Source organism: Streptomyces incanus (assembly GCF_042656345.1).
Taxonomy (GTDB): Bacteria; Actinomycetota; Actinomycetes; order Streptomycetales; family Streptomycetaceae; genus Streptomyces; species Streptomyces incanus.
In genome coordinates, this window is sequence record NZ_JBHSPC010000003.1 from 67,666 (window position 1) to 89,144 (window position 21,479).

General features: G+C 68.5%; 20 protein-coding genes and 4 pseudogenes. 7 read left to right on the forward strand and 17 right to left on the reverse strand.

Going from position 1 to position 21,479, the window contains the following annotated elements:
* Positions 1-22 precede the first annotated feature (22 nt).
* From ACFP2V_RS00860 to ACFP2V_RS00880, 4 genes and pseudogenes are all read right to left on the reverse strand, one after another.
* A pseudogene (locus ACFP2V_RS00860) lies at positions 23-196 on the reverse strand (IS6 family transposase); the annotation flags it as partial.
* 107 nt (positions 197-303) lie between these two features.
* A complete protein-coding gene (locus ACFP2V_RS00865; RefSeq protein WP_381204337.1) occupies positions 304-531 on the reverse strand; it encodes a hypothetical protein in 228 nt (75 codons plus the stop codon).
* 367 nt (positions 532-898) lie between these two features.
* Positions 899-1,423, reverse strand: coding sequence for a hypothetical protein (locus ACFP2V_RS00870; RefSeq protein ID WP_381204354.1), 525 nt, complete (start codon positions 1,421-1,423; stop codon positions 899-901).
* A gap of 727 nt (positions 1,424-2,150) precedes the next feature.
* Entirely contained in the window at positions 2,151-2,426 is a 276-nt protein-coding gene (locus ACFP2V_RS00880; RefSeq protein ID WP_381204338.1) for a hypothetical protein, read from the reverse strand.
* A gap of 260 nt (positions 2,427-2,686) precedes the next feature.
* Here ACFP2V_RS00880 and ACFP2V_RS00885 point away from each other — a divergent pair.
* A pseudogene (locus ACFP2V_RS00885) lies at positions 2,687-3,551 on the forward strand (transposase family protein).
* Between the two features lie 601 nt (positions 3,552-4,152).
* Here the strand turns inward: ACFP2V_RS00885 and ACFP2V_RS00890 are convergent.
* The 8 genes from ACFP2V_RS00890 to ACFP2V_RS00925 are packed head-to-tail and all read right to left on the reverse strand — an operon-like array spanning position 4,153 to position 12,900.
* A complete protein-coding gene (locus ACFP2V_RS00890) occupies positions 4,153-5,616 on the reverse strand; it encodes a benzaldehyde dehydrogenase (protein WP_381204339.1) in 1,464 nt (487 codons plus the stop codon).
* A gap of 50 nt (positions 5,617-5,666) precedes the next feature.
* The gene (locus ACFP2V_RS00895) at positions 5,667-6,791 is read right to left on the reverse strand and encodes an NAD(P)-dependent alcohol dehydrogenase (protein ID WP_381204340.1); all 1,125 of its coding nucleotides are present in this window, start codon (positions 6,789-6,791) and stop codon (positions 5,667-5,669) included.
* Position 6,792: 1 nt separating this feature from the next.
* Positions 6,793-8,178 carry an amidase gene (locus ACFP2V_RS00900; RefSeq protein WP_381204341.1) on the reverse strand — a complete coding sequence of 462 codons (1,386 nt, stop codon included), beginning with the start codon at positions 8,176-8,178 and terminating at the stop codon, positions 6,793-6,795.
* Positions 8,162-9,223, reverse strand: a complete 1,062-nt coding sequence (locus ACFP2V_RS00905) for a branched-chain amino acid ABC transporter permease (RefSeq protein ID WP_381204342.1) — start codon at positions 9,221-9,223, stop codon at positions 8,162-8,164. The genes ACFP2V_RS00900 and ACFP2V_RS00905 overlap by 17 nt, the downstream gene beginning before the upstream one ends.
* On the reverse strand, positions 9,220-10,086 hold the full coding sequence (locus ACFP2V_RS00910) for a branched-chain amino acid ABC transporter permease (RefSeq protein ID WP_381204343.1): 867 nt from the start codon (positions 10,084-10,086) through the stop codon (positions 9,220-9,222). Before ACFP2V_RS00910 ends, ACFP2V_RS00905 begins: the two co-directional genes overlap by 4 nt.
* An 11-nt stretch (positions 10,087-10,097) precedes the next feature.
* Positions 10,098-10,829: an ABC transporter ATP-binding protein gene (locus ACFP2V_RS00915; RefSeq protein WP_381204344.1), complete on the reverse strand. Its 732-nt coding sequence runs from the start codon at positions 10,827-10,829 to the stop codon at positions 10,098-10,100.
* Positions 10,826-11,599, reverse strand: coding sequence for an ABC transporter ATP-binding protein (locus tag ACFP2V_RS00920; protein WP_381204345.1), 774 nt, complete (start codon positions 11,597-11,599; stop codon positions 10,826-10,828). The genes ACFP2V_RS00915 and ACFP2V_RS00920 overlap by 4 nt, the downstream gene beginning before the upstream one ends.
* The gene (locus tag ACFP2V_RS00925) at positions 11,596-12,900 is read right to left on the reverse strand and encodes an ABC transporter substrate-binding protein (protein WP_381204346.1); all 1,305 of its coding nucleotides are present in this window, start codon (positions 12,898-12,900) and stop codon (positions 11,596-11,598) included. Before ACFP2V_RS00925 ends, ACFP2V_RS00920 begins: the two co-directional genes overlap by 4 nt.
* A gap of 140 nt (positions 12,901-13,040) precedes the next feature.
* On the opposite strand from ACFP2V_RS00925, the gene ACFP2V_RS00930 reads away from it, so the two are divergent.
* From ACFP2V_RS00930 to ACFP2V_RS00940, 3 genes are all read left to right on the forward strand, one after another.
* Positions 13,041-13,850, forward strand: a complete 810-nt coding sequence (locus ACFP2V_RS00930) for an IclR family transcriptional regulator (RefSeq protein ID WP_381204347.1) — start codon at positions 13,041-13,043, stop codon at positions 13,848-13,850.
* A gap of 121 nt (positions 13,851-13,971) precedes the next feature.
* Positions 13,972-15,438, forward strand: coding sequence for an aldehyde dehydrogenase family protein (locus tag ACFP2V_RS00935; RefSeq protein ID WP_381204348.1), 1,467 nt, complete (start codon positions 13,972-13,974; stop codon positions 15,436-15,438).
* Positions 15,439-15,592: 154 nt separating this feature from the next.
* Complete coding sequence (locus ACFP2V_RS00940) at positions 15,593-15,787, forward strand: transposase (RefSeq protein ID WP_381204349.1); 195 nt, start codon at positions 15,593-15,595, stop codon at positions 15,785-15,787.
* 52 nt (positions 15,788-15,839) lie between these two features.
* Here the strand turns inward: ACFP2V_RS00940 and ACFP2V_RS00945 are convergent.
* A pseudogene (locus tag ACFP2V_RS00945) lies at positions 15,840-16,286 on the reverse strand (rhomboid family intramembrane serine protease); the annotation flags it as partial.
* A 163-nt stretch (positions 16,287-16,449) separates the two neighbouring features.
* Here ACFP2V_RS00945 and ACFP2V_RS00950 point away from each other — a divergent pair.
* Positions 16,450-16,782, forward strand: coding sequence for a hypothetical protein (locus tag ACFP2V_RS00950; protein WP_381204350.1), 333 nt, complete (start codon positions 16,450-16,452; stop codon positions 16,780-16,782).
* 404 nt (positions 16,783-17,186) lie between these two features.
* On the opposite strand, the gene ACFP2V_RS00955 is transcribed toward ACFP2V_RS00950, so the two are convergent.
* The 4 genes and pseudogenes from ACFP2V_RS00955 to ACFP2V_RS00970 all read right to left on the reverse strand — a co-directional run.
* Entirely contained in the window at positions 17,187-17,600 is a 414-nt protein-coding gene (locus ACFP2V_RS00955) for an IS110 family transposase (protein WP_055630739.1), read from the reverse strand.
* A gap of 106 nt (positions 17,601-17,706) precedes the next feature.
* A complete protein-coding gene (locus tag ACFP2V_RS00960; protein WP_055629858.1) occupies positions 17,707-18,777 on the reverse strand; it encodes an enoyl-CoA hydratase/isomerase family protein in 1,071 nt (356 codons plus the stop codon).
* The gene (locus ACFP2V_RS00965; RefSeq protein WP_055629859.1) at positions 18,774-19,922 is read right to left on the reverse strand and encodes an acyl-CoA dehydrogenase family protein; all 1,149 of its coding nucleotides are present in this window, start codon (positions 19,920-19,922) and stop codon (positions 18,774-18,776) included. The genes ACFP2V_RS00960 and ACFP2V_RS00965 overlap by 4 nt, the downstream gene beginning before the upstream one ends.
* 35 nt (positions 19,923-19,957) lie before the next feature.
* A pseudogene (locus tag ACFP2V_RS00970) lies at positions 19,958-20,437 on the reverse strand (aldehyde dehydrogenase family protein); the annotation flags it as partial.
* 570 nt (positions 20,438-21,007) lie between these two features.
* Here ACFP2V_RS00970 and ACFP2V_RS00975 point away from each other — a divergent pair.
* Both ACFP2V_RS00975 and ACFP2V_RS00980 read left to right on the forward strand, forming a co-directional pair.
* Positions 21,008-21,277, forward strand: a complete 270-nt coding sequence (locus ACFP2V_RS00975; RefSeq protein WP_248844260.1) for an NAD(P)-binding domain-containing protein — start codon at positions 21,008-21,010, stop codon at positions 21,275-21,277.
* A gap of 21 nt (positions 21,278-21,298) precedes the next feature.
* Positions 21,299-21,479, forward strand: a 181-nt coding sequence (locus tag ACFP2V_RS00980; RefSeq protein ID WP_381204351.1) for a methylmalonyl-CoA mutase family protein, incomplete at its 3' end; no start/stop codon positions are given.

The following is a 21,479-nucleotide window of genomic DNA, read 5'->3' on the forward strand; positions in this document are numbered from 1 at the left end:
GGCCCGCGGTCCGGGCCTGCGTTCAGGCCGTGGTGGGGCGGCCGGCAGCGCTGGTGATCTGGTCCCAGATCGCGAAGCGGACGGTCATCTCGGCTCGGTGGTCGAGTGCGGTCATCAGATGGCGGCGGGGTCGGAAGTGGAGCGAGATGCCGCTGAACGCGGACAGAAACCGCTGCGCTCCACCAGCGGAGCGGAAGTGCGGGTGCCGGTACATCATCCACGCAGGTCACGGTCTTGATTGCCCGGCGGCGGGCCGCGCACGCCGGCCTTTGATTGTCTTCCCGCGGACCCATGCGGACGGCATCATGATCTCTTGTGCTGCTGCGCCTGGCCTGCCTCGCCGCCACCAACGCCCTCGCCCTGCTCCGTCTGCCGGCGATGAGCGACCGGGACAAGGACATCGAGATCCTCGCCCTGCAACGCCGACTGCCGGTCCTGCAACGCCGGGTCGGCAAGCCGACGTTCGCCGGCACCGACCGGGTGGTCCTGGCCGGTCTGCTCCGCCGCCTGCCGAGGGAGCAGTTGCGGCATCTCCTGCTGCTGGTCCGCCCGGAGACGATCTCGCGCCGGCACCGCGGCCTGCTCAGGCGGAGCCGTGCCGCAGCGCCAGCACCTCCGCGTCCTTGGCCACCCGGCTGCGCAGCACGACAGCGGGCACCTTGGCCAGATTCCGGACCAGCGCGGTGACGATCGACAGCGGCATCGGAGGATCATCCCAGGCGCCGCGGAGGCCGTTGCCCCACACGGAGAAGCTGCAGGACAAACCCAGAATCGTATGTCCGAGCGGGACAGCCGCGGGCGGCCGGGAGACGAGCCGTACGGTCAGTGTGACCCGGGCTCACCGTTCGGCCCGCCCGCAACGGGCCGAACGGTGGCTGCGGGGTGTGCGGGGTACGGCTCAGCAGCCGCCGCAGTTGTAGTACGTGACGTCCCAGTGGTTGCCCTCTTCGGCGTAGATGTTGCCGGAACCGGAACGCCACTGCTGGGCGCCGTCGCCGCGCACCCCGATGTAGGCGAAGTTGTTCTTGATGTAGTTCCCGAGGCACGTGTACTTGCTGTAGTCGAGCTTGTAGCCGTTCCAGTGCGAGTACGTCCCGGAGGCATGGCCCGTCTCGGTGCCGCCGGTGATGTTCAGTGCGCAGCCGCTGGCCCGCTTGAGGGTCTGGGCGCCCTGGGCGCTGGCGAGGTTGAGCTGTTCGAACGACGTGCATGTCGAGGTGTTGCGGTTCGAGCAGTTGCCGGAGGACGACCAGGTGAGGCCCACCTCGCGGAACATCGAGGTCGCGGTGGCGTGGCTGATCTTCGTGGCGGCGGACGCCTCGCCCGCCGTGCCGATGACGGCGGCGCCGGGGGCGATGACCAGAGCGAGAGCGGTCAGGACCGAGCGGATCCTCAGGAACCTCAGAGCCTTCACGGCCTTCATGTGCGAACCCTTCCTGCTGGGGGCCAGGTTTCCTTGGGGGCGGCTGTGCAGGTGGTGCACGCAGATCATGGCGGATGTCTACGCGCGTCCGCCAGAGGGCGGACGGTATCCGTCCGCAGGCACGCGGGGAAGGCGCGGTGACATGTCGTGTGATGTGCTCTCGGCGTCGTCAGTTCCAGAGCTCGCCGCTGCCGCACACACGCCCATGTTGCGACCTCTCGGTTCGAGGCGACCTGACCGAACCGGCACACTGATGCCCATGACTCTGGGGAGCACTGTCATGTTGGCTGACCGGGTGGGATGATCTTCGGATTGATCATGGTGGAGGAGGTGCCCGTGAGGGACGCGTCGCCGTCGTACAGAGGGCATCGGTACCCGGTGGAGGTCATCTCCCACTGCGTGTGGCCGTACTTCCGCTTCCCATCGTCATTCCGTGAGGACGGCGACAAAGATGCCGTCGATCATGAACCCGCAGGTCCGCGCACCACAGCGGTCGTTCCCCGGAGTCGGCCGATCGGCCCGGTGCCTGTCCGTGAGAGTCCGGCGCGACAAGCTCAGCGACCCCGATGCGCTGCCATCCGCTTCGAAGCATGGAGGTCGGAGCACCAGCCGCACTCTCCGCAAGGCGGAGATGCCCAATTCTCACTTTCTGTCACCACCGGATAGGAGACAGAGCCGTTAAGTTGACACACCCTCCCGTGCCCGAAGCGTTTCGGGTGTGGGTTTTCTACTGCGTCGCCGTTGATGTGCGCCGGTTGCTCTCGGCCCGTACTTCCCTCAGGGACACCGCGATCGCGGCCAGGAGCAGGGGGAAAGCGACAGCGTTCGCGACCTGGGGGATGTCGGCGGCTCGCAGCAGGCTGGCTGCGATGGACAGCACAAGAAGGCTGAGGGGGAAGAACCTGCGCCACGCGGGCAGGCCGCGCATTTTGGCGACGCGCACCGAGTACCACAGGGTGAAGCCGAGTGTGGAGATTCCGATGATGGCGATGACGAACAGCATGAGTGTCTCCCGTGCGGGTCTGCGGGGTGGGCAGGCCTTCACCAGTTGTTGAAGGCTGTAAGCGGATGCGGCGCTCCGCAGAGGGATCTGCGGAGCGCCGCATTACTCAGGTTCGGTCACTGAGCCTTTCCCGGTAACTGGTCGTTGCTCGTTGTGATCGTTGGGCTGTCCTGCGCCCCTGCCGTCCCCAAGTCCGTACAGCCGTAAGGCCGCTGGTAGGAACGATCTTGTGACAGAAAGATTCGACCGAGGGGCCTCACGTGCCGATCAGTGCCACATACACCGCCGTGCTTGAGGTCCGCCGGTCCACCGTCGAGCACCTGGCCCGGCTGCTGCGTGACCATCGTACGGCGATCGGCACCCGCAGAGGGCGACGCGGACTGGGCTGCTTCCGGCAGGCCGTGCTCATCTTGCGCTGGTTCATCGACGGCACCCGCCTGACCCGACTCGCCCGGGACAATAGCCTGTCGTCCTCCACCGCCTATCGGTACCCGCACGAAGGTCTGACCCTCCTGGCCGCCGGATCCGCACACCGCGCTTCAGGGAGCGAAGGCGGCGGGGCTGACGTATCTGCACCTGGACGGAACCACAGGTCCGCACCGACCGGGGCGCGGCCCCCGGCCCCCACGGCGTGGACCTGTGGTAGTCGGGCAAGCACCGGCATCACGGCGGGAACGTACAGGTCATCTCCGCTCCGGACGGCTGGTCGATCTGGGTCTCGCCGGTCCGCCCGGGTCGCGAGCACGACATCACCTGCGCCCGCCGGCACGGCCTGACCGACGCGCTCAACCGTGTCGCAGCCCAGCTGGGCGTGCCACCCCTGGTCGATCTCGGGTACGAAAACGCGGGAGACGGCTTCCGCCACTCGGGCAAGAAGCCCACGGGAGGCACGCCGGCCGAGGCCCAGCAGACCTGCAACAAGGTCATCCGATGTATCCATGGCGTGTGCGAACGAGCCAACTCCCTCTCAAAACCACCTTCAAGGCCCTGCGACGAGTCAGCCTCGACCCCGGCCGGATCACCCGGATTGCGGCCACGGCCCCGGTCCTGCTCCAGCTCGAGCACGACCGGACCATCCGAACGATCACACACCGTCATGATCCATTGCTGGGAAAGGCTCAATGACGTGCGCCGCCTCCAGCAGATCAGTCGCATCCCAGGCTGGGTAGGGCCCATGGACGTGGTCGGGGACCTCCCGCTGGATCGGCAGGGGGCGGAAACGGTGCAGAAGCACGGTCGGGTCGGCCACGCGGCAAGGTGCCCGCGGACCTCGTTCGGGTCGCCCGGGCCACGCAAGTCCGGCACGAACGGGGCGAAGCCGGTCGGCCATCCACTCCGCCGCGCCGCTCCCGTGCGACAACGGGATCAAGTGGTAGGCGCCACCCGGGGACTTCCCCGCTCGGGAACGCGTCTACGCGTAGGTGGGCACGCGCCTGACGGTAGAGGACCGAGCGGGGGTGAACGCGTAACAGCACGGCCGGGCCGACGACCGGCTCGGACCCGTCGGTACCGACATGGCACTCGGCCGGGTCGCAGAAGGCTGAGGCCATGCTGTTCCCGGCTTCACGACGTGCCGGCTTCGTCATGGAGGGGTGCTGGGCGTCGACGGTGGCGAGTCCGTGCACGACGGCTCCCGCAACGCTGACGGCGTCCGCCGGAGCCGACGACGCATGGTCCGGCCGGGGCCGCTGGACGCGGCGTCCCCAGCCGGACCAAGGCATATCGATCAGAAGGGGTAGCGCGCAGCGGTGCCACGCATGGTGATCCAGCGAGTCTCGGTGAAGGCCTCGATGTTCGCGGCGGCCCCGCCGAAGCGGGATCCCGTGCCCGAGGCCTTCACCCCTCCGAACGGTGCCACCGCTTCGTCGTTCACCGTCTGGTCGTTGATGTGCACGATCCCGGTGGGGATCTTCTCGGCCACGGCCAGGCCGTGCATGACGTCCTTGGTGACGATGCCGAGGGAAAGCCCGTACTCGCTGTCCCCGGCGATCCGAACCGCGTCCTCCACGGACTCGACGCGGGTGACCGGGGCCACCGGGCCGAAGACCTCTTCCGCGAACGCCGGTGCCATGAGTGACATGTCCGTGAGAACCGTAGGACGGTAGAAGAGCTCCTCGTAGGTGCCTCCCGCCGCGACCTTCGCCCCCTGGGCGGCACTCTCGGTGACCAGGCGGTGGATCTTGTCACGCTGCCCGGCGTCGATGACCGGTCCGAGAGCGACGGTTCCACCGGCCGGATCTCCGACCGGCAGGCTCTGTGCCTTCTCGGCGAGCGCGGCGACGAAATCGTCGTAGACCGCACTCGACACGAGGTGCCTTCCGGTGGTCATGCAGATCTGACCCTGGTTGAAGAACGAGCCCCACGCGGCCAGATTGACCGCGTCCTCCACGTCGGCGTCATCGAGGACGAGCAGTGCGGAGTTGCCGCCGAGCTCGAGGTGAGCGCGCTTCAGGTGCTGGCCGGCGAGCTTGCCGATGTGGCGGCCGACGGCCGTGGAGCCGGTGAACGAGATCACACGGACATGCGGGTCGACGACCAACGCCTCGCCGACGTCCGCACCGCCCGGAAGCATCTGCAGCACGCCGGCAGGCAGGCCTGCCTCCTCGAATACACGAGCCAACAGCGTGCCACCGGTGACCGCGGTGCGGGGGTCCGGCTTGAGCAGGACCGAGTTGCCGAGAGCCAGGGCGGGAGCGACGGAGCGGATCGCCAGAATGATCGGCACGTTGAAGGGCGCGATCACCGTCACGACGCCGGCGGGGACGCGGCGTGCCATGGACAGCCGCGGCTGCTCACTCGGCAGCAACTCACCCATCGGGCGGCCGGGCAGTGAGGCGGCTTCGTAGCACTCCTCGGCAGCGGTGTGGAGTGCGAACTGGGCCATGCCCGGGACGGCGCCGACCTCACGGATGTTCCACTCGGCGACCTCCTTTGCGTGCTGCTTCCACAGATCACCGGCTCTGCGGAGCACTGCCGCTCGCTCGGTGAACGGAACGGCTGCCCAGGCCTGTTGCGCCGCGGCCGCTGAGGCGGCGGCCTCGGCCACATCCTCCGGGCCGGCTGCTCCCATGCGAGCCAGCTCCGCTCCGGTCGCGGGTTCGACGACGGAGTAGTCACCACCGTGGCCTGCCAGCCAGGCGCCGTTCTTGAAGATCTTGCCCTGCCAGTCGACAGAGTCCAAAAGTGCCAAAACGATTCCTTCAGTAGACGGGTTCACGTCCGAGGACGCGCGAGTCGCGGTCAGGGGTGCGACGGCATGCGCAGGACCGGCTTCAGTACGCGGCCTGCGAGGGCGTCGTTCATACCTCGTTCGATGTCCGCGAGGTCGTAGAACTCCACGAGTTCATCGAACGGGAAACGGCCTTGAGCGTTCAGCTCGACCAGTGTGCCGATGAGCTCCTCGCTACGACCTCCGCCACCCAGGACGCCCACGACCTGCTTGCCCCAGAGCGTGGTGAGATGGTCGAGGCTCAACTCGGCACCGGCGGGTGCACCGCCGATGAGCACGCAGGTCCCGAGCATCCCGATGCTGTCGGCGGCTTGACGGACGACCGAGATGACGCCGGTGCACTCGATCGAGTAGTCGGCCGGCCCACCACAGATGTCGTGCACGGCCTCGACCGGATCGGTGTGCGTCGCATCGATGACGTCGGTCGCACCGAAACGGCGCGCGAGCTCGAGTCGGTTGGCGTGCCGATCGATCGCGATGATGCGGGTCGCCGGGCTCAGTCGTGCCGCCATCACGGCGGAGAGTCCGACCGCTCCCACGCCGTACACGACGAGCGAGCTCCCGGGACGGGGCTGCAGCGTGTTGAAGACGGCTCCCGCTCCGGTCGCGATGCCGCAGGCCAAGGGGCCGAGCTTCTCCAACGGAGCCGTGTCAGGAACCACCACCAGTGCCTCGGCCCAGGTGAGTGCATGCGTGGCGAACGACGACTGGCCGAAGAAGTGGCTGTGCACCACCCCGCCTCCGTTCGCGCGATGCAGAGCGCTCCGGCCCGCATGAGGTCCGAGCAGTCGGCCTCCACCGCAGAGTGCCTCACCGAGACGCGCGCAGTAACGGGGCTGCCCACTACGGCAGTTCGAGCACGTACCACAGGACGGCCATCCGATGACGACGTGATCTCCGACGGCTGTGTGGGTGACGCCGGGCCCGACGGCCTCGACGACGCCCGCGCCCTCGTGACCCAGGACGCCGGGAAAGGGCATCGGCAGGTCACCATGCCTGGTGATCTCGTCGGTGTGGCATATGCCGGTTGCAACGATCCGGACCAGCGCTTCACCCGGCCCGGGTTCGTCCAGCTCGAGCTCAACGAGAGTGAAGGGGGCGCCGAGTTCCTCGACGACGGCGGCGGTCACCTTCATGTCAAGAGGTCCTTACTGAAGTCGTGTTCTGGATCAACGCGGCGACGGCCGTGGCGGTGTGGTCGGCTCCGGGGCGTCCGACGATCTGGACTCCGACCGGCAGCGCATCGCGCTCGCCGGCCGGAACGCTGACAGCGGGAAGCCCCGCGACGTTGAAGATGCTGGTCAACCGGGTCAGAACGAGCTCGATGGGCACGGCCCGCGTGTCACCGACATCGACGAAGGACTCGCCTATGCGCGGGGCGGTGACCGGGACGGTCGGAAGCACGAGTACGTCGTGCTCGAGGAGCAGCTCGAGCAGCGCCGCCGCCGCTCGAGAGACCGTCGCCTGAGCGCGGGCGAGGTCGCGAGGAGTGGGTGGCGGAAGTCGGAGCAGCTCCGCGATGTCGGGCCCGAACGAGGTCGGGCGACGTTCGAATGCGGGGCGATGGCGAGTTCCGGCCTCGGCCAGGATCTGCGTCAGGACGGCTGAGGCCGGAGCTTCGCCGCCTGCCGTGGCCGTGCTGACCGCGATGCCTCGACCGCTCAGGTCCTCCCGGACCTCGTCGAGCACGGACGCCACGCCTGGATCCACGATTTCTGCCGGCCAACCGGACAAGAACGCCACGTCCAGCGCCGTCACGTCGGTGTCCTCACGTTCGGCGACCAGCTCACGCGTGCTCGGATCGGCGGTGTCCAGGCCCGAGATCACATCGAGGAGCGCGACGGCATCGAGCACGGTGCGCGCCAGCACACCGACGTGGTCGAGGGAAGGCGCCAACGGCATGACGCCGGCCAGACTCACCCGGCCGCGCGTCGGCTTGAACCCCACGCATCCACTCAGCGCCGCTGGGATGCGCACGCTGCCCGCGGTATCGGTGCCGATCGAACCGAGGCTGCTTCCGACGGCCACGGAGGCCGCCGAACCGCCCGACGAGCCCCCCGGGATGTGGCCCCGCCGGCGCGGATTGTGCGTCGGGCCGAAGTAGGCGCTGTCGGTCCGGCCGCCCCAGGCGAGTTCATGGGTGGCGTGCTTGCCGAGAACGATCGCGCCGGCGTCACGCAGCCGCGCGACGGCGGTGGCGTCACGCGACGGCACGTGATGCGCTGCCGTCGGGGAACCGTAGGTGGTGCGAAGACCGGCGGTGTCGAACATGTCCTTGACCCCGAGAGGGATGCCGTGCAAGGCGCCCGACCCGGCGCCCCGCAGGACAGCCGCCTCTGCGGCGCGAGCCTCCTCGATGGCCCGTCGGGCGTCCACGGTCACATAGGCGTGCACATACGGCTCGGTCTCCTCGATCCTGGCGAGACAGTGCTCGGTGAGCTCGACCGGCGAGATCTCACGCTTCCGGACAGCCTCCGCCGCTTCGACGAGACCGAGCTGCTCCAGATCAGTCACGGCGGCCACCGGCTTCCTGAGGCGCACCCGCGCCGGGCCGGCGGTCGAGGTGGTACCCGACCGGGAAGAAGCTGATCCGCGCCCGGGCCGTGATCAGGCCCCACAGACCACGTGGCGCCCAGATGGCCATGAGCGTGCCGCACACGCCGAGGATGATGAGGTACCAGCTCCCGTAGTCCGACAGGGACTGCTGGAGCGCGAAGAAGATGATCGCCCCGATGATCGGGCCCTCGATGTAGCCGATGCCGCCGATGACGACGATGAAGATCATGTAGGCGGACCACTGCACGTTGTAGACGGCATCGGGGTTCACACTGAGCGATGCCACGAGCAGGACGCCGCCTGCGGCACCACAGCCGGCAGCCGAGATCAGATAGACCCAGCGCTTGGCCCGCGGGACGTTGATGCCGACCGCGTTGGCGGCGGTCTCCTCGTCGCGCACGGCCATGAGCGAGAGCCCGAGGCGGCTCCGAAGGAGGAGGTAGCAGCCGACGGCAGCCGCTACCGCCAGGCCGAGAGCCACCCAGTAGGTGATCGCCCCACGCGTGACCGGGTCGATGCCGGACAGAGTGGAGAGCGACTTGCCGCTCGCCCCGCCGAGTGCGTCGATGCGTGTCGTCACCAGCCTGAACACCTCGGCGATCACCCAGGTGCCGATGGCGAAGTAGTCGCCGCGAAGCCGGAACGCCAGCCAGGAGGTCGGGATCGCGATGACCGCCGCGACCGCCGCCGCCAACGGAATGGCGAGGTAGGCCTGGACCCCGTGCTCGGCAAGCATCAGAACGGCGTACGCGCCGAGGCCGAAGTAGGCCTGTTGCCCGACCGAGACGAGCCCGCCGAAGCCGGCGAGGAGGTTCCACATGCTCGCGAGCGCGATGAGGACGAACAGGTTGACGAGGGAGTCGGTGACGCTGGTCATCACCGCGAACGGCAGGACGGCGAGTACGAGCACCGCTACGCCCATCAGACCGGAACCGAACCAGGCGGAGCGGCTGGACCGGCGTACGGATGCACGATGGGTGGCGTGCGCAAGGAAGGCGTCGGTGATGCTCATACGGTCCGTCCCTGAAGAAGGCCCTGCGGGCGGAGGGCCAGCACCGCGAGGAAGACGATGTGTCCGCCGAGGATGGTGAGTGCGGGGTCGATCTGGGAGCCCAGCGACTGGGTCAGGCCCAGCACCATGCCGCCGAGCAACGTGCCCCACAGGGAACCGAGGCCGCCGATCACGACCGCCTCGAAGGCGAACAGCAGGCGCGAAGGTCCTGTGGAAGGGTCGAAGGACGAGCGCATTGCCATCATCACGCCGGCGAGCGCGACGGTCCCGAACGCGATGGCGGTCGCGATGCCGTACACGTGGCGGCTGTCGGCGCCGACCAGAGTCGCCGTGTCGGGATCGTCCGAGCTCGCGCGGAGCATGCGCCCGAGACCGGTCCGGGACAGGAACATCTGGATCGCGATGATGACGATCACCGCCAGCACAAAGGTGGCGAGCGAAAGGTACGGGATCGAGATGTCCTGTGTGAGGCGGAACGATCCCGTGGCGAAGGCGCCACCGCCGAGCGTGCGGGTGTCGGCCGAGAAGATCTCGAGGAGAACGTTCTGGAGAATGATCGACAACCCGAACGTGACCACCAGTGTCGACATCGGCCCGGCCCGGAGGCTGCGTCGCAGCAGCACACGCTGGGTCACGTAGCCGAGCACGGCGAACAGCGGTGCCATCACGGCGATGGCGACCCACAGCGGAAGGCCGGTGCCGTTCACCATGGCGAGCGCCATGAACGAGGCGACGACAGCGAGATCTCCGTGTCCGAGGTTGACGACCCGCATCACGCCGAACATCACGGACAGGCCGGTCGCGAACAGTGCGTACAGTCCGCCGAGCAGCACACCCTGAACGACTGCGTTGAACCAGTCCACTTCAGTTCCTTTCAGTCGTGGGCCGCATCGGAGGCGGCGGAGGTCGTGAGGCCGAAGTAGGCCTGCTCGATGGCGCTCGGGGTGAGCTCGTCGGGGGAGCCGCTGAGAACGGACCTGCCTTCGAGGAGGCACTGCACCTTGTCGGACACCCGCAGTGCCTGGGAGACGTCCTGCTCGACGATCAGTGCGGAGGTGCCGTTCTCGACGATGGTGGGCAGGACGTCGTAGATGCGCCGGACGATGATGGGCGCCAGTCCGAGGGAGAGCTCGTCGATCAGGATCAGCTTCGGGTTGGACATGAGCGCCCGCCCGATCGCGACCGACTGCTGTTCTCCGCCCGAGAGGTTGGCCGAGTTCTGCCGACGGCGGTCGGCCATCCACGGGAACAACTCGTAGACGCGCTGGAGCGTCCACGGCCCGGGGCGACCTCGGTAGCTGCCGGTGAGCAGGTTCTCCTCCACCGTGAGTGAGCGGAAGAGCCTCCGGCCCTCGGGCACCAGCGCGATCCCGGCTGCCACACGGCGGTGGGCGGGCAGACGGGTGACATCGCTTCCGCCGAAGACGATGCGGCCGGCGGTCGGCGTGTTGCCGCCCGCGAGAGCGCGAAGGAGGGTGGACTTGCCGGCGCCGTTCGCGCCGATGACGGCAAGTACCTCCCCTTCTTCAAGAGTGAGGTCCAGGGAACGGATCGCCTGGAGCTGTCCGTGGTGGACGTCCAGGCCGTGGACGTTGAGCAGGGTCATGGTGAGGCTTTCTCCTCGTCGGCGGTGGCATCAGCGCTCTCGGGACCGCCACCGAGATACAGCTCCCGAACGTCTGGGTGCGCGAGGACGTCGAGAGGGGCGCCATCGGCGACCACGCGTCCGCCCGCGAGGCAGATCATGCGGTCCACCGACTTCACCAGGGCGTGCACGACGTGCTCGATCCACACGACCGCAAGCCCCGCGGCCCGGATCCGACGCACCACGTCGACGAGTTCCGTGACCTCGGGATCGGTCAGTCCACCGGCGACCTCGTCGAGCAGCAGCAGCGTGGGGTCGGTTCCCAGGGAGCGGGACAGCTCCAGACGCTTGCGCTGGAGCAGACCGAGCCGGCCGGCCGGGGTGTTCGCCTCGGCGGCCAGACCCGTGAGCTCGAGCACCGATGCCGCATGGTCGTAGGCGTCCCGTCCGCGCCGTCCCCCACCCTGGTGGGCGGAGACCAGGACGTTCTCGAAGACCGTGAGGTGCTCGAACGGGCGGGGGACCTGGTAGGTGCGTCCGATGCCGGTGCGGGTCCGTCGGTACGCCGACTGCGCGGTCACGTCCTTGCCGTCGAACCACACCGATCCGTGGTCGGGCCGCAGGTCGCCCGAGATCATGGAGAACAGTGACGACTTACCGGCTCCGTTGGGGCCGACGATGCCGAGGGCCTCGTCGCCACGGACGCTCAGAGCAAGGTCCGTGGCGACGACGACCTGGCCGAACTTCTTGCTGATCCCTCGCAGGGAGAGCAGCTCGTCCTGTGGGCTCACGGGCGGGTCGGCTCCAGGTCGCCCCCGAGCGGAACCGCCTGGTTGGGGGTGTTGTCCACGATGACGACGTCCCAGGGGAAGTCCTTCCCGGGCCGCCACTGACCGCCGACGGGGTGCTGAAGAGCGATGCCGGGCTCGGGACCGGTGGTGAAGTCGAGGTCGCCGCTCATGCAGCGGATCTTCATCTCGCGGAGGTTCTTCGCGACCTCGTCCTTGTCCTTCGGGTCGTCGGCGTCCTTGAACGCCTGGATGGCGACCTCGAACAGGGAGTAGATCGAGCCCAGGGCCTGCGTCCACTGCTTGCCGGTCTTGGCGGCGTAGCGGTCCGCGAGCTGCTTGGCGGTGGTGCCGTCGAGGGCCGACGCGTACGGGTGGAACGGGCTCCACCAGATGTCGGTGGCGATGTTCTTGCTCAGGCGGCCCAGCGCCTCCGCCTCGGTGGGGAAGAGCATCACCTTGGCCACGGTGGCGAGCTTCGGATGGAAGCCCTGCTGCTGTGCCTGCTTCCAGAAGGTCTGGAAGTCCGGGGGGATCGGCGTGCACGTGAAGAGTTCGGCGCCGGACTTCTTGAACTTGGTGATCTGCGCCGTGAAGTCGGTCGCACCGTCCTCGTAGGCGCCGCCGTCGACGGGGGTCCAGCCCTTCTTCCTCATCATCGGGCTCAGGCCGTTGCGGAAGGCGTTGGCGTCGGTGTCGTTCGGCCACAGAGCCGCGACGTCCTTGCTGGAGACACCCGCCCTGTCCCACATCGGCATGAAGCAGTCCGCGAACTGCTGCATGCCGAAGAAGAAGAGCGTCGTGTACTTGAAGCCCTCGCCCGACTTGCCCTTGCGGCCGTGGAACCATGCCTCCCACGGCGCGATGGTCGTCACGTTCGGAACGCCGTTGGCCTCGCACTGGTCGGCGACGGGGTTGGTCGTGTCGGGCGTCGAGGAGCCGACGATCAGGTCGACGCCCTCGTTGATCAGCTGCCGGGTGACCTCGGTGGCCCGGTTGGAGTTCGACTGGGTGTCCTTGACGACGATCTCCAGCCGCCGCTTCTTTCCGCCGATCTTCATCCCCTTGGCCACCGCGGCCTGGACCTGGGAGACGACGAAGTTGTCGGCCGACGCGAAACTGGCGAGAGGCCCCGTCTGCGGGCTCACGTAGCCGATACGCAGCGCGTCCGAGGAGGACGAACTCGAGCCCTTCAGTCCTCCGCATGCGCTGAGCAGCGGTACCGCACCGAGAGCCGCGGCACCGTATCCGGCGCCCTTGAGCAGACTGCGTCTGCTGACGCCGCTGGTCGGGAAGTTGGTCACGACGAGTCCTCCTGGCTGAGGAAGTTCGTGCCGCCACGAATATGACGGGCATCACTTTGCGGCGCATCGTGCTGTGAGGTGTGACATACGTCAACGCGAAGTTCCATTCAGGGGAACTGCGTTCCAACTATGCTCCGCGCATGACTCCGGACCCGCGGTCGACCGACTCACCAGGCACGGGCGCGCAGGCGCTCGAACGGGGCCTCGCGATCCTGACCGCGCTCTCCGACGGCCGTCGGCCTCTCGGACTCGTCGAGCTGGCCAGGGCGACCGGGTTGAGCAAGAGCACGTGCCACCGCTACGTCGCGAGCCTCGTCGCCCTGCGCTACCTCGAGCAGGAGGAAGGCAGCCGCAAGTACCTCCTGGGGCCTGCGGCGATGCACCTCGGCATCGCGGCCGTGGGGACGCTGGACGTCGCGCGCGTCGCCGCCGGAAGCATCCAGGCCCTGGCCGACGAGACCAACCACACGGTCAGCCTGACTGTCCTCGACGGCGCGGACATCGTCTATGTCGACCGCCGTCGTCCGGTCCGGGCCGGCTTCCGGATCGAGCTCAACATCCAGATCGGGACCCGGCTGCCCGCGTACTGCACCTCGATGGGCAAGGTGCTGCTCGCCCACCGGGACCCGGTGTCCGTGCGCGCGATCCTGGACCGGACCGACCTCGCGCGGCGTGGACCGAAGACCATCACCGCCCGGGAGCAACTGCTCCTGGAACTGGCGGAGATCGCCGACAGTGGCCTCGCCGTCAACGACCAGGAACTCACCGCCGGGCTGCGGTCGATCGCCGTCCCGGTGCGGGATCACCGCGGCAACGTCTGCGCGGCACTCGGGGTCGCCGTCCACTTGAGCGCCTGGAACGCCACGGCCGAGGCGGTCGTGGCACGTCTGGAAGCGCCGCTTCGCCACGCCGCTCAGGACATCTCACGTCGCATGGGCTGCCTGGAATGACGGACGTTCCACCTCCCGGAATACGATTCCTGCAAGTGGAACGCGTAAGGTGCACACGTGCCGTGGCCTCCCAGCCCTGCGGCCACGACCTGCGCGACCGGACCTCGGACGAGGAGCATCAGTGAAGACCGCGGCGGCCCCAGTTGTTCGCCAGCACATTGCCGGTGAGTGGGTCGACTCGCGCAACGGGCGCACATACGAAAGCCGAAATCCCTGGTCCGGCGAGGTGGTGGCCGTCGTCGCCGCCGGCGACCAGGACGACGCACGTGCTGCGATCGAGTCGGCCCATCAGTCGTTCGCCGCGTGGTCACAGTCGTTGCCCCACGAGCGTCAGTCAGTCTTCCTCAGGGCGGCGGACATCGTGGAACGCCGACGCGCCGAGATCATGGCGCTGCTCGCGCGGGAAACGGGCTGCAGCCGCTACTTCGGCGACATCCAACTGGACTTCACGCTCTCCCTGTTGAGGCAGTCCGCCGCTCTGCCGTACGCCTCTGTCGGACAAGTCCTGCCGTCGGACCAGCCGGGTACCCATGCGATGGCGGTTCGGCGTCCCGTAGGTGTCGTCGGTGCCATCGCCCCGTGGAACGCGGCCCTGGCGCTGACCGGCCGCGCGATCGCCGGTCCCCTGGCACTGGGTAACACCGTCGTGCTCAAGCCGTCGCAGGAGGCGCCCGCGTGCGGTGCCCTGTGGGCGGAGATCTTCACCGAGGCCGGGTTGCCGCCGGGGGTGCTCAACGTCGTGACGCACGCCCCCGGGGAGGCCTCACTGGTCGGCGACGAGCTGATCGCGAACCCGCTGGTGCGAAGGCTGAGTTTCACGGGCTCGACCGCGACGGGCAGGCGGCTGGCGGAAGCGGCGGGCAGACACCTCAAGCGTGTCCTTCTCCAGCTCGGGGGACAGAATCCCCTGATCGTTCTCGACGGGGTGGACCTCGACTACGCGGTCGATGCCGCCGCGTTCGGCGCGTTCGTCCACCAGGGCCAGGTCTGCATGTGTGCGCGACGGATCTATGTCGAGCGCTCGATCGCCGACGACTTCAGCGAGCGCTTCGCCGCCAAGGTCGCGAGCCTGCCTCTCGGTGATCCTCTCGATCCACGGACCGTGATCGGCCCGGTGATCAACCAGTGGGCCCTGTCGACGCTCAGCCGCAGGGTCGAAGAAGCCGTGGCAGCGGGTGCCCGCGTCCTCGCCGGGGGAACGGCCCAGCCGCCTTGCTATCCAGCGACCGTGCTGACCGACGTACCCGACGACATCGAGCTGGCCTTCGACGAGACCTTCGGTCCCCTTGTGGCCCTCACCGTGGTCGAGGACCGCGACGAGGCCGTCGAGCGCGCCAACGCTTCCGGCTTCGGACTCACCGCGGCCGTCCTCGCTGCTGATTCCGTCCAGGGCCTTGAGGTCGCCCGCAGGATCAACGCCGGTATCGTCCACGTCAATGACCAGCCCGTGAACGACGAGCCCCAGATGCCCTTCGGCGGAACCAAGGACAGCGGTTGGGGACGTTTCGGCGTCGGGTTCATGGTGGAGGACTTCACCGAGCTGCAATGGGTCACCACCCGTGACACGAAGCGAACCTTTCCTTTCTGAAAGCACGTGCCGTCCATTGCATCGGCAGGGCCTCAGCCCTGTCGGCCACATTGCGGATGAGCCCTTCCGAGGTTCCCCGAGTTTTCCTTGAGGTTCCCGTTGACCTGGACACGTGGACACCGGGGCGGAGCGGTTCCAGGGGAATTAGCTCAGGTTGAGCAAGAGCAACCACAGCAAGCGGTACGCGGACGAGTTCAAGCGTGACGCGGTCGAGTTGGCGCCGGCCTCCGGCAAGACGGTCACCGAGGTCGCCCGGGACCCCGGGGTCAGCCCTGAGGGCCTGAGGACCTGCGGGACTGGGCGAAGCAGGCGAAGGCCGACTGCGGGCAAGGCCGGCCGAGCGAGCTGACCTCGACCGAGCGCGAGGAGCTCAAGCTGTCCGGCTGCGCCGGCGCGTGGCCCTACCAGCCCCGTCGCGCCTGCCGTCCGAAGCGGACGCGGCCCGGTTCGGACGGTGGGGGAGTGCCCGGCTTGAGGGGCCAGGCGATCAGCATGCCCACGACGAAGCCGACCACGTGGGCCGCGTACGCCACGGTTCCGGCGCCGGTGACGCCCGCGCCGGACGAGTAGACCGCCTGCAGCACGAACCACATGCCGAGCACGATCCAGGCCGGCAGCCGCAGCGGCAGGAAGATCAGGAAGGGGACGAGGACCCAGATCCGGGCCCTCGGATACAGCACCAGATACGCGCCCAGCACCCCGGCGATCGCTCCGGAGGCGCCGATCAGCGGGGCCCCGGAGCCGGAGTTGAGCAGCGCGGAGCCGTAGGCGGCCGCGTACCCGCAGACCAGGTAGAACAGCAGGTACCGCAGGTGCCCCATGCGGTCCTCGACGTTGTTTCCGAAGATCTAAAAGATGGGCATCAGTGCAGGTCAGAGGCATGATTGCTGAGCCCCAGGTCAGCAAGTAGCCAGCATGTGGCGAGTCGGAGGTCTCCGCCCTGCTGACCGCGGGACGTGACAGCAGAGCCGGCCTTCGCTGGTCCGCTCGTCCTCCGGAAGGTGTCGCTCCTTGGCTCGTCGGCTCGCCCGCGGCATGGGCTCCTTCTTCGAGCCCTGTGGCTGCGCCAGGCCCAGCCGTTGCCCGCACGCCTGCACCATCCGGTTTCGCGACGCGCGGGGAAAACAGCGAGAGGAGACCGGGTATCGGACTCAGGACGCGGCGGTCGAACGGCTGACGGAGCTGTACGCCGACCGGAAGAAGACGTCTCCCTCGGTGGCGGAGGCGCGACGGGAACTGGGGCAGCAGACGATAGAGGAGTACGCCCGGACGTGGTTGCCTCGGCAGCGCAAGATAACCGAGTACTCGACTGAGAAAGCCCTGGCGAGCCACTTCAGGGCATAGATCAAACCGGTGATCGGATCGCGAAACTCGGGGCAGCTCATCACTCGGTACCAGCCCGAGGTAGGCGCCAATGCTCGCTCCGGTGAACCGCTCCCAGTCGCCGATTTCCACGGCCAGGGCAAAGCCGGCGAGAGCGTCGGTTCCGCGCAGGCACCCGAGCCGGGCGACCACCGCAGACCACGGTGAGTCGGCGGCCATCGCGGCGATCGCTTTATCGAGACGGGCCCGACGCCCTTCGGCCAGGACCACCGCCTCGTACGCACTGTCGTAGGCGGCCTTCATCGCCACGTCGTCGAAGCGTTGCGCGCCGAGCCACGCGTGGTGAGCCGGCCTCCACGTGACCCCGCCGCTCCACACGAGCCCTTGGCGCAGCAGCAGTTTGCTCACCTGATGGCGGGCACGCATCAGATCCCCGCGCACATCCTCGCGCGCCGCACCAGATCCCGGGTGGCTTCTTCGGCCGCCGACGGCACCTGCACCGCGGTGAACTCGCCCAGGCGCAGCAGCTTCGCCAAGTGCAGAGCGTCGCGCGCATCGGTTTTCACCCGCTCATCGGCCGGACGTTGCAGCCTTGAGGGCGCGAGTACCTCGCAGTGTATCCCCGCCACCGAAAGCGCCACGGCCAGGCCGAACCTGGTCGGCCCGGCTTCGTAGGCCACCGCGACTGGACTGGGCAGGCAACTGATCCACCCGAGGACGTCAACATGCTGCGGCGTGAGCCGACAGCAGATCAACTCCCCGGTCACTGTGTCGATCGCGCACGCCACCACGCTGCGGGCATGCACATCCGACCCGACGCTCGTACGCTCAGAAAACACCGGGCCTCCCGCAAATGTAGGCACTACCGGCCAGGCTGCGCCCGGCCGGAAACCCACGACAACTTGTGAGTGAGGCCCGGGCCCACGACCGGCACCTACATACCGTCTAGGCCACTTCCGCGACGGATCCGGCGGCCAGCCCCAGTTCGCGCTCGCCGAGAGGGGTGAAGAAGCGTTCGACGTCGGCCTCGGTGACCTCTGCGAGGGTGGCGGGCGACCAGCGCGGGTTGTGGTCCTTGTCGATGACCTGGGCGCGGATGCCCTCCACCAGGTCGGGAGCGGTCAGGGCGACACAGGAGACCCGATACTCCTGGTCGAGGACCCGCTCCAGTAGGCCGAGCCGACGGGCGCGGCGCAGGGCGGCCAGGGTGACCTTCAGCGCGGTGGGCGACTTGGCGAGCAGACTCTCGGCGGCCTCCTTGGCGGCGGGGTCGGGGTGGGCGAGCAGCCGCTGGACGATCTCCTCTAGCGAGCCGGCCGAGTAGCAGGCGTCGATCCACTCCCGCCGCCCGGCCAGCTCCCCCTGCGGCGCGGGCCGCACATGGCGGGCCACGGCGTCCCGCACGGGCAGGTCGGCGAGGTCGGCGACAAAGCGCGGTAGGGCGAAGGAGGGGACGAAGTGGTCGGCGAGGCCGCAGAGCAGGGCGTCGCCGGCACCGATGACGGCGCCTGTCAAGGCGAGATGCGTGCCGAGTTCCCCCGACGCGAGGGCGAGCAGATAGGTGCCGCCGACGTCCGGTACGAAACCGATACCGGTCTCGGGCATGGCGATCCGGGACCGTTCAGTGACGACACGGACGCTACCGTGTGCGGAGACACCGACTCCGCCGCCCATCACGATGCCGTCCATAACGGCGACGTAGGGCTTGGTGTAGCGCGCGATGCGGGCGTTAAGGCGATATTCGTCGCGCCAGAACGCGGCTGAGGTGCTGCCGTCGCCGTCCCGGACGTCGTCGTGGATGGCTCGGATGTCGCCGCCCGCGCACAGGCCGCGTTCCCCCGCGCCGGTGATGACGACCGTCTCGACCGCGGGGTCTTGCTCCCAGGCGGTGAGGGCTTCGTCGACCTGGCGGACCATCGCGTGGTTCAGGGCGTTGAGGGCGCGGGGGCGGTTGAGGGTGAGGTGGGCGACGCGTCCAGCGGTGTGGAGCCGGACCGCCTCTTCGCTGTCGGTCATCCGAACGCCTCCGTGAGGCCGCGGGCCACGATGACGCGCATGATCTCGTTGGTTCCTTCCAGGATCCGGTGGACGCGAAGATCGCGGACGATCTTCTCGATGCCGTACTCGTTGAGGTAGCCGTATCCGCCGTGCAGTTGGAGCGCCCGGTCGGCGACCGCGTACCCGATGTCGGTGGCGAACCTCTTGGCCATGGCGCACAGGTACGGCGCCTGCGGGTGGCCCCGGTCCAGTGCCTGGGCGGCCTGCTGGACCAGGGCGCGGGCCGCGGCGAGTTCCGTCGCCATGTCGGCGAGGCCGAAGCGCAGTGCCTGGGCGTCGAGCAGACGCTGACCGAAGGCCTCCCGGTCGGCTAGGTGGGCGAGGCTGCGGTCGAGGGCGCTGCGGGCACCGCCCAGGGAGCAGGCGGCTATGCCGAGGCGGCCGCCGTTGAGCCCGTTCATCGCGATCCGGAAGCCCTGGCCCTCCCGGCCAAGCAGCCGATCAGCCGGGACACGTACGGCATCCAGCACGACCTGCCGGGTGGACTGAGCGTTCCAGCCCATCTTCCGCTCGTTGGGGCCGAAGGAAAGGCCGGGGTCGTCCTCGTCGACGACGAAGGCGGAGACGCCGTCCGCGCCATCGTTGCCGGTGCGCGCCATCACCACGTACAGCTGGGAGGTCCCGGCGCCGGAGATGAACTGCTTGACGCCGGTGAGGACCCAGTGGTCGCCATCACGGGTGGCCCGGGTGGTGAGGGCCGCCGCGTCCGAGCCGGCGCCCGGCTCGGTCAGGCAGTAGCTGGACAGGTCCTCCATGGCACACAGGCGGGGCAGCCAACGCTCGCGCTGGCAGGCGTCGCCGTAGTGGTCAATCATCCAGGCGACCATGTTGTGGATGGAGAGATAACCCGCGATGGACGGACAACCCGAGGCGAGAGCTTCGAAGACGAGGACGCCGTCGGCCCGGGTGAGACCGGAGCCCCCGGATTCCTCGCGGACGTAGATGCCGCCGAGGCCGAGCCCTGCGGCCTTGCGCAGGACGTCGACGGGGAAGTGCTTGTCCCGGTCCCAGTCGAGGGCGTGCGGGGTGAGGTGGTCCTGGGCGAAGTCGAGAGTGGTCTCGACGAGGGCCTGCTGGTCCTCGGTGAGCAGGGTGGAGGTCATCGCGCTCACCCCGTCGTCGGGATCGTGAACTTCGCGCCTTCCCTCAGGCCGGCGGGCCGACGCGAGGTGACCGTCTTCGTTCGCATGCAGAAGTCGATGCCGGTGCCAGCGTTGTCGGTGAACTCACCCTTGAGCAGGTGCGGGATGCCTGCTTCACACTCGACTGCTTCCAGACCGGGTTGGAGGTCGCCGTGCGCGTCGGCGACCGTCTTGCTGTGCTCGGCGGACAGCAGCCGGGCAAGCGAGTCCTTCTCCTGCTGGGCGAGTTGCAGGAACCGCAGCAGTACCCGGGCGCGGCGCTGAAGGTTCCACTGGCCCCACTCATGCTGTGCCCGCTCGGCATCGTTGATCGCTTCCTCGGTCTCGGCCCGGCTCGCGAGGGGAACGCGGGTCTGGACCTCGCCGGTGTCGGGGTCGTGGACCTCGCCAAAGGCACCGGAGGTGCCCGGGGTGGGCCTGCCGCCGGAGAAGTGGGTCAACTCGCCTACAGAAGCGCGTTCTTGGGTATGGATCATGAGGGTGCCAGCTCTCGTCAGGTGGTCCGGACGGCGCGCCGGGCCGCCGCATCCGTACGCCATGGCGTACGGATGCGGGGTTGCGCGAGATCGCGTATGGCTGAGGGCCGCCAGAACGCGACGGCCGAGCGCAGCTGAACCCCGTGGTGGAGCACGGCCCTTCGCGCGGACCGGACGGGATTGTGACTGCGCACCTACGCCATGCGTGTCAGCTCCATCCTTGGGGACAACATGGAACATCCCGCGGCCGGTATTCTGACGCTCGGTCAGCGAGTGTCGTCCGCTTGACAGGCTGCTCGTCAGTGACGTCCTGCTCGACGGCTTACTCCCAGGTCACAGCGGCGGATCACGCCGGCTTCCCTGCGCCGCGGGGTTTCGCCGCGACTATATAGTTGGGCGTCCTAGTAAATCCAGCCCCACCGTACGTGTGCATGTTTGCACAGTGGCTGTGTCAAAGTGCCTCTTGCCCGAGCAGGTACGCAAGCCGGATCTTGGACGCCGTACGTACTCCACGGCACCAGGAGGTAGTGGGATGGCCATTGCCGGGTTCATCGGTCTTGGCAACATGGGCTGCCCCACGGCCACGAACCTCGTGGCCACGACCTCTCCTCGGACGCTGCCGCGGCGGCTCGGCAGGCCGGAGTCGTCACCGCCGGCTCCGTCGCAGACGCCGTGGCCAAGGCCCAGGTCGTCATCACGATGCTGCCGACCGGACGACACCTACAGGACGCGATCCTCGGCGATGGCGACCGACAGCGACACCTCACGCCGCCGCGCCTCGGAGAGCACAGCGAAAGCGTCTGCGCCTGGCTCCGCGAGCTCGCTCCGACCCTTGCCTGACCGAAGGAAAGAATCACGCACATGACCCCGACACCTCGAGGGCCGCGGCTCGGAGAATCCGGGCTGCCCATCGAACCGGTCTACGGAGCCGACGCCCTGACCGGCTGGGACCCGGCCGAGCAGCTGGGCGAGCCGGGGGCGTACCCGTTCACCCGGGGCGTGTACCCGACGATGTACACCGGTCGCCCCTGGACGATGCGCC

Coding starts and splice junctions, on each gene's coding strand:
- ACFP2V_RS00865 (WP_381204337.1), bottom strand. CDS start 531: ATGCCGCAACTGCTCCCTCGGCAGGCGGCGGAGCAGACCGGCCAGGAC.
- ACFP2V_RS00870 (WP_381204354.1), bottom strand. CDS start 1,423: ATGAAGGCCGTGAAGGCTCTGAGGTTCCTGAGGATCCGCTCGGTCCTG.
- ACFP2V_RS00880 (WP_381204338.1), bottom strand. CDS start 2,426: ATGCTGTTCGTCATCGCCATCATCGGAATCTCCACACTCGGCTTCACC.
- ACFP2V_RS00895 (WP_381204340.1), bottom strand. CDS start 6,791: ATGAAGGTGACCGCCGCCGTCGTCGAGGAACTCGGCGCCCCCTTCACT.
- ACFP2V_RS00905 (WP_381204342.1), bottom strand. CDS start 9,223: ATGAGCATCACCGACGCCTTCCTTGCGCACGCCACCCATCGTGCATCC.
- ACFP2V_RS00915 (WP_381204344.1), bottom strand. CDS start 10,829: ATGACCCTGCTCAACGTCCACGGCCTGGACGTCCACCACGGACAGCTC.
- ACFP2V_RS00930 (WP_381204347.1), top strand. CDS start 13,041: ATGACTCCGGACCCGCGGTCGACCGACTCACCAGGCACGGGCGCGCAG.
- ACFP2V_RS00960 (WP_055629858.1), bottom strand. CDS start 18,777: ATGACCGACAGCGAAGAGGCGGTCCGGCTCCACACCGCTGGACGCGTC.
- ACFP2V_RS00965 (WP_055629859.1), bottom strand. CDS start 19,922: ATGACCTCCACCCTGCTCACCGAGGACCAGCAGGCCCTCGTCGAGACC.